We start from the raw sequence: 6,481 nt of genomic DNA on the forward strand, positions 1-6,481 counted from the left end.
TCTTTGGGCGGGCATCCTTCGGCGATGCCGCAGGATGGTCGGCAGAGAGTTCTCACACACATGCGATCCGCGCTCGCGCACGGCCGTGCATTCCACACCCTCTACGTCAACCTCGGCGACTTTCGTCTCCTCGGCGGAGTGCGTAACGACCCGGTAACCTGATGAAGCGGTCAAGCGCGGGTGGGAGATTCTCCACTTTCCCTTCGAGGCATAGTGCTCCGAAGGCCCGACATAGTCTAGCAGACGCTGCGGGCATGGCCGAATCGTCCCGCCACTCCCCCACACCACTTCTTCACGCACGCGGAGGCTCCATGTCCGATCAGCACGTTCACCGGTTCGAGGATCAGAACTCGCCCGACTTCGTGGAGATCACCGCCGCGGATATCGACCTCGAGGCCGAGGCAGCAGCGATCGCCGACGCCACGCGCGACATCGCGGACGTGCCGGCGGTGGAGGTCATCACGACCACTGCCGTTCATCTGATGAGCGCCGCCGCCGTGAAGTGCGGGCTCGCGGATGATCCGGCCACGCAGACGGACCTCGACGAGGCCCGCAAGCTGATCGACGCCCTGGCCGGGCTGGTCACCGCAAGCGCCCAGCACATCGGCGACCAGCACGCCCGCAGTCTGCGCGACGGTCTGCGCAGCCTCCAGCTGGCCTTCCGCGAGGCGTCGTCGATTCCGGACGCCCCGGGATCCGGGCCCGGCGAGAAGTACACCGGCTCGGTGATCTAGGCGTATCGTTCGCCGCACGCGACACGACGCTCCAGCCCGAGGCAGGGTCACCCGATCCGAGGCAACCCCAACCGGACGGCCTGTCAGGCGGACAGTAGCCGCAACGCCAGGGAGTCGACCCGTTCGGCGATGACGGCGGATGCGCCCAACGCCTGCGAGAGCCGGCTCACGAGCGCGCGCAGGGCCTCCGCATCCAGACCGGGACGCAGCACCACGCCGACCTGGACCTCCGGCCCGGCCAGTCTGGCCGACGGATCACCGGCAGTCACTCGAACGTCGACGACGTCCGGTTCGTCCTGCGCCGCGGTGCCGAACGCGTCGAGCACTGCGGGATCAGCCCACGGCGCGATCCACGGCTCGCCCGTCGCCAAGGCCTTCACCATCGGACGGCGCAGCACGAACTCGGTCGGACCGGTGGGGTCGATCACCACCAGCTCCGTGTGTTCACTGGCCGCCGCGAGCGCGATCCGCGGTCCGACGGCCGGAACGGGCCTGGCCTTCGGGTTCCAGCCCGACATCGTGGACACGGAGGTGAACGCGGGCAGCACCGCTCGTCCGTCCGGCGCCTCGACCGTCGCGATCGACAGCTCCTGCGTCTTGTCGACGAGATGTCCGTCCGCGCTCTCGCCGAGCTCTCCAGCGTGTGCGAGGAGCGGAACGAGGAGGCGCGCGGCGCGTACCGCCTCGACGACCTGCGCGGCATCCGCTCGTCCATCGACGAAGTCGGTCAGGGCCCGCAGCAGCGCCGGATCCGCCGACCCGTCGTCGTCGGTCGCGGCGTTCTGCTCGAAGTGGCGGCCTTCCCACGGGAGCCCCGCCGAGTCGGCGCGATCGGTGGAGCCGAAGAGATGCGCGTCGCGGCGGGTTCCACCGTCGCCGGAGGCGTTCGCGTGCGGATCAGCGTCCGGCAACGTCCAGCGCCTCCGCGAGCGTGAACGCACCGGCGTACAGCGCCTTGCCGACGATCGCGCCCTCGATGCCGCTCGGCACGAGTTCGCGCAGCGCCGCGATGTCATCGAGGTTCGAGATGCCGCCGGATGCCACCACCGGCCGGTCCGTGCGTTCCGTGACCTGCCTCAGGAGCTCGAGGTTCGGACCGCGCAGGGTGCCGTCCTTCGTGACGTCCGTCACCACGTAGCGGGCGCACCCGGCGTCTTCCAGACGAGCCAGCACCTCCCAGAGGTCGCCGCCTTCACGCGTCCACCCTCGAGCGGCAAGCGTGGTGCCACGCACGTCGAGGCCGACCGCGATCGCCTCGCCGTAGCGGGAGATGGCATCCGCCGCCCACTCGGGGTTCTCGAGAGCCGCCGTGCCGAGGTTGACGCGCTTGGCTCCGAGTTCCAGCGCACGCTCCAGGGACTCATCGTCGCGGATGCCGCCCGACAGCTCGATCTGCACGTCACGTTGCGCGTGCAGCACGGCCTTGAGCACGTCGCGGTTGTCACCGCGACCGAACGCTGCGTCGAGATCGACAAGATGGATCCACTCCGCGCCCTGGTCCGCCCAGTCGGCGGCCGCGTCGACGGGATCGCCGTAGCTCGTCTCGCTGCCGGCCTCCCCCTGGGTCAGTCGCACCGCCTTGCCGTCGGCGATGTCGATGGCAGGAAGGAGCTGAAGCTTGGGCGTGTCGGTGAAGGGACTCATCGGGGAAGGGTTCTTTCGGTGAGGAGCGGACGTGACGGATGCCGCGCCCGGAGTCGTGCTCCGCGTCTTACGCCGCGCGGACGGGCAGGCTCTGCACCCAGTTGCGCAGCAACCGCATGCCGGCCTGACCCGACTTCTCCGGGTGGAACTGGGTCGCGGTGAGCGGGCCGTTCTCCACCGCGGCGAGGAACGGACCGCCGTAGTCGGCCCACGTGAGCTTCGCGGCGGCGAACGGACCGGATGCCTCGAGCTCCCAGTCCTGTGCGGCGAACGAATGCACGAAGTAGAAGCGTTCGTCACGGACTCCGTCGAAGAGGACCGAGTCGGCAGGAGCATCCACGGTGTTCCAGCCCATGTGCGGGAGCACCGGAGCCTTCAGCCTGTCGACCGTGCCCGGCCACTCGCCGAGCCCCTCGGCGTCGTGCCCGTGCTCGACGCCTCGCGCGAACAGCACCTGCATGCCGACGCAGATGCCGAGCACCGGGCGGCCGCCCGCGAGACGACGATCGATGATCTCTCCGCCGCGCACGGCCTGCAGCTGGTCGATCACTGCCTTGAAAGCGCCGACGCCCGGCACGACGAGGCCGTCGGCATCCATCGCCGCCTGACGATCGGACGTGACCGTCACTTTCGCGCCGACGGCTTCCAGCGCCTTGGCCGCCGAGTGGATGTTCCCCGATCCGTAGTCGAGCACGACCACGGCGGGCGCGCTCTGTGCTGTTGCGCTCTGTGCTGTTGCGCTCTCCGTTGTCGTGTTCTGGGCCGTCTCGCTCATAGGGCGCCCTTCGTTGACGGGATGCCTTCCACGAGGGGATCGAACGCCTTCGCCTGCCGGAATGCGCGCGCAAACGCCTTGAACTCCGTCTCGGCGATGTGGTGCGGATCCCGTCCGCTCAAGACGCGCACGTGCACGGTGAGCGCGGCGTTGAACGCGATCGCCTCGAAGACGTGGCGCACCATGGATCCGGTGAAGTGGCCGCCGATTAGGTGGTGTTCGAATCCGTCTGGCTCGCCCGTGTGCACGAGGTACGGGCGTCCGGAGATGTCCACAACGGCCTGCACGAGCGCTTCGTCGAGCGGAACGGTGGCGTCTCCGTAGCGTGAGATGCCGGACTTGTCGCCGAGCGCATCCCGGATCGCCTGTCCCAGAACGATGCCCACGTCTTCGACCGTGTGATGCACGTCGATCTCGATGTCGCCCTTGGCGCGCACCGTCAGATCCGTGAGCGAGTGCTTGGCGAACGCCGTGAGCAGGTGGTCGTAGAACGGCACCGTCGTGTGAATGCTGCTGCGACCCGTGCCGTCCAGATCGAGCGACAGCTCGATGCTCGACTCGCTGGTCTCGCGGCGGATGCTCGCGGTGCGGCTGCTCATGCGCTCAAGCCTATCGACGATTGAGGGGTGATCAGCGGGAGCGGATGCTCACGCTGATCACGCCGATTGAGTCGATGAGCCGCGCAGAGGCGATATCGAGACCTCCGTCGCCGACACGGGGCCGAGGGCCGTCATCGCATCGAGGAAGGTCGTGGTCTCGGCTTCCGTGCCGGCGCTCACGCGCAGGTGGTGCGCGATGCCCACATCGCGCACCAGGATGCCGCGGTCTCGAAGCGCGAGGAACGTCGCGTGCGGATCCGCAACCCCGCCGAACAGCACGAAGTTGCTGCCGCTGTCGTGCACGAGGTACCCGAGATCGCGCAGGCCGTCGGCGATCCGGTCGCGCTGCCGCACGATGTCGTGCACCGTGGCGAGCATCTCGTCCGAGTGACGAAGAGCGGCGATCGCAGCCGCCTGCGTCAGAACCGAGAGGTGGTACGGCAGGCGGACGAGACGCAGGGCATCCGTCACGGCGGGATCCGCGGCGAGATAGCCGACCCGCACGCCCGCGAACGCGAACGCCTTGCTCATGGTGCGCGACACGATGAGCCGCTCACGCCCGGGCAGAAGGGTCAGCGCGCTGGGCGCGTACTCCGGCATGAACTCCTGGTACGCCTCATCGACCACGACGATGCCGTCGCTCGCCTCGTACACTGCCTCGACGACCTCGAGACCGAGCGGTGTGCCCGTTGGGTTGTTCGGAGCGCAGAGGATGACGACATCCGGACGCTCATCACGCACCCACTTCGCGGCGTGGCCGGGCGAGATCGCATAGTCCGCCTCGCGGTCCGCGGCGGTCCAGGCAGTCCCCGTTCCGGACGCCAGCAGCGGATACATCGAATACGTCGGCGCGAAACCGAGCGCCGAACGCCCTGGCCCTCCGAACGCCTGCAGGATCTGCTGCAGCACCTCGTTCGAGCCGTTCGCGGCCCAGATGTTCGAGGCGTCGAGCCCATGGCCGAGATAGCCGGCGAGTGCCGCCCGAAGCTCCCCGAACTCGCGATCCGGATACCGGTTCGCGCCCTTCAACGCCTCGCCGACCGACTCGAGGATGTCAGCGACGACGTCGTCCGGGATGGGATGCGTGTTCTCGTTCACGTTCAGGGCCACTGGTACGGCGGCCACCGGCGCACCATACGGGGTCTTGCCGCGGAGATCGTCGCGGATCGGCAGGTCGGAGAACGAGATCACCACTCCATGTTAAAGGCGCCGAGCGGTCTCGAGATTGCCGCCGTCTCCTCAGCGGCCGTCGTACTCATGCGGGACCGCGAGCTGCTGGCCGGACTGGAGCACGCTGGACTGCAGACCGTTCAGATCGACGATAGCGGCGACGACGTCCCTGGGGTCGCTCTGCGGGGCGAGCCGCTCGGCGATGGACCACAGCGAGTCACCCGAACGCACTGTCACATGGTGGAACGCGGTCGATGACGTTCCGACGGCTCCAGCGATCGCATCGCCGTTCGCAGCGAGCGTTCCGATCCCGATCAGCAGCGGAAGCAGGATCAGGGCAGCGATGACGACGCGACCGCGACGTGTGAGCCGCGTGCGAACGCGCACCGGAAGCCGCTGCTGTGTCAGTACGAAGGTGGTCATGTCCGTCTCCTGCCAGAATCGAACTCGTGTTCCGAATGTATCTTCGATTCATTCGAATTTCAACGATACGTTCGCATTTCGCGACGCCGACTTCTCAACACGCTCGAACAAAACCGCCGATTTCGTCCATTTCGTAGATAGAGTTTCGATCGTCACGACGACAGAGCACCACGCACCACCGACATTCGCTGCGAATCGACCACGGTCACCACGACGGAGACATTCGAAACTCGTGTCGGAGCCCACGCCGAAAAGCCACATCCGATGAAGGAATGCGGCGAACGAGAGGACACCAGGTTGACCGAGTCCGACAGCGCAGCATCCGCGGCCGCACGAGCACGGCGCACTCCGGCGGACAAGCCGCGCACTCGGCGTCGCAAGAACCTGAGCGAGAAGCAGCGGTCGATCCTCGAGGTCATCCAGCGGTCTGTGAGCCAGCGGGGCTATCCGCCGAGCATGCGCGAGATCGGGGATGCCGTTGGTCTCGCTTCCCTCTCCAGCGTCGCGCACCAGCTCAACCAGCTCGAACTCAGCGGGTACCTGCGCCGTGATCCCAATCGGCCACGTGCACTCGAGATCCTGATCGACCTGCCTGCGACGACCGGACGCCAGGAGTCCCCCACCGATTTCGACACCATCGTCCCCGTCGGCGACGCCACCATGGTGCCGCTGGTCGGGCGCATCGCCGCCGGAGTGCCGATCACCGCCGAACAGCAGATCGAGGAGGTCTTCCCCCTCCCCCGCCAGCTCGTCGGAAACGGCGACCTGTTCATGCTGAAGGTCCAGGGCGAGTCGATGATCGACGCGGCCATCTGCGACGGCGACTGGGTCGTCGTGAGACAGCAGAACGACGCGGAGAACGGCGACATCGTCGCCGCCATGCTCGACGGCGAGGCGACGGTCAAGGTGTTCCGTCAACGCGACGGGCACACCTGGCTGCTCCCGCGCAACTCCGCGTTCGAGCCGATCCTCGGCGACTTCGCCACCGTCGTGGGCAAGGTCGTGGCGGTGCTCCGCGCGGTCTGATCCGCATGCGATGCGTCGCACGACGTGCGCATGACCTGCGAAAGTCTTCCGCTCCGTTCGGCACGCCGCAGAACCAGAGCGGGGGACCCGGATCTCTCCGGGTCCCCCGC

At 67.7% G+C, this 6,481-nt stretch carries 8 protein-coding genes; 2 read left to right on the forward strand and 6 right to left on the reverse strand.

Translation table 11 applies throughout. The annotated features are described in order from the left end of the window. Window positions 1-311 precede the first annotated feature (311 nt). Window positions 312-734 (forward strand): DUF1844 domain-containing protein, encoded by a 423-nt coding sequence (locus ACX9R5_RS14285; protein WP_459409716.1) that lies wholly within the window; start codon window positions 312-314, stop codon window positions 732-734. 83 nt (window positions 735-817) lie between these two features. On the opposite strand, the gene ACX9R5_RS14290 is transcribed toward ACX9R5_RS14285, so the two are convergent. From ACX9R5_RS14290 to ACX9R5_RS14315, 6 genes are all read right to left on the reverse strand, one after another. Further along, window positions 818-1,645 carry an SseB family protein gene (locus ACX9R5_RS14290; RefSeq protein WP_459409717.1) on the reverse strand — a complete coding sequence of 276 codons (828 nt, stop codon included), beginning with the start codon at window positions 1,643-1,645 and terminating at the stop codon, window positions 818-820. Further along, a complete protein-coding gene (gene priA / locus ACX9R5_RS14295) occupies window positions 1,632-2,378 on the reverse strand; it encodes a bifunctional 1-(5-phosphoribosyl)-5-((5-phosphoribosylamino)methylideneamino)imidazole-4-carboxamide isomerase/phosphoribosylanthranilate isomerase PriA (RefSeq protein WP_459409718.1) in 747 nt (248 codons plus the stop codon). The genes ACX9R5_RS14290 and priA overlap by 14 nt, the downstream gene beginning before the upstream one ends. 67 nt (window positions 2,379-2,445) lie before the next feature. After that, on the reverse strand, window positions 2,446-3,153 hold the full coding sequence (hisH, locus tag ACX9R5_RS14300) for an imidazole glycerol phosphate synthase subunit HisH (protein ID WP_459409719.1): 708 nt from the start codon (window positions 3,151-3,153) through the stop codon (window positions 2,446-2,448). Further along, a complete protein-coding gene (gene hisB, locus ACX9R5_RS14305; protein WP_459409720.1) occupies window positions 3,150-3,752 on the reverse strand; it encodes an imidazoleglycerol-phosphate dehydratase HisB in 603 nt (200 codons plus the stop codon). Before hisB ends, hisH begins: the two co-directional genes overlap by 4 nt. A 57-nt stretch (window positions 3,753-3,809) precedes the next feature. After that, window positions 3,810-4,943, reverse strand: coding sequence for a histidinol-phosphate transaminase (locus ACX9R5_RS14310; protein WP_459409721.1), 1,134 nt, complete (start codon window positions 4,941-4,943; stop codon window positions 3,810-3,812). Window positions 4,944-4,991: 48 nt separating this feature from the next. Further along, entirely contained in the window at window positions 4,992-5,345 is a 354-nt protein-coding gene (locus tag ACX9R5_RS14315; RefSeq protein WP_459409722.1) for a LysM peptidoglycan-binding domain-containing protein, read from the reverse strand. Window positions 5,346-5,729: 384 nt separating this feature from the next. Between ACX9R5_RS14315 and lexA the strand changes: the two genes are divergently transcribed. Next, entirely contained in the window at window positions 5,730-6,371 is a 642-nt protein-coding gene (gene lexA, locus ACX9R5_RS14320; protein WP_459410095.1) for a transcriptional repressor LexA, read from the forward strand. The last annotated feature ends 110 nt before the right edge of the window (window positions 6,372-6,481 follow it).

The sequence above is a fragment of the Rathayibacter sp. CAU 1779 genome (assembly GCF_054551755.1).

Coding starts and splice junctions, on each gene's coding strand:
- hisH (WP_459409719.1), bottom strand. CDS start 3,153: ATGAGCGAGACGGCCCAGAACACGACAACGGAGAGCGCAACAGCACAG.
- ACX9R5_RS14315 (WP_459409722.1), bottom strand. CDS start 5,345: ATGACCACCTTCGTACTGACACAGCAGCGGCTTCCGGTGCGCGTTCGC.
- hisB (WP_459409720.1), bottom strand. CDS start 3,752: ATGAGCAGCCGCACCGCGAGCATCCGCCGCGAGACCAGCGAGTCGAGC.
- ACX9R5_RS14285 (WP_459409716.1), top strand. CDS start 312: ATGTCCGATCAGCACGTTCACCGGTTCGAGGATCAGAACTCGCCCGAC.
- priA (WP_459409718.1), bottom strand. CDS start 2,378: ATGAGTCCCTTCACCGACACGCCCAAGCTTCAGCTCCTTCCTGCCATC.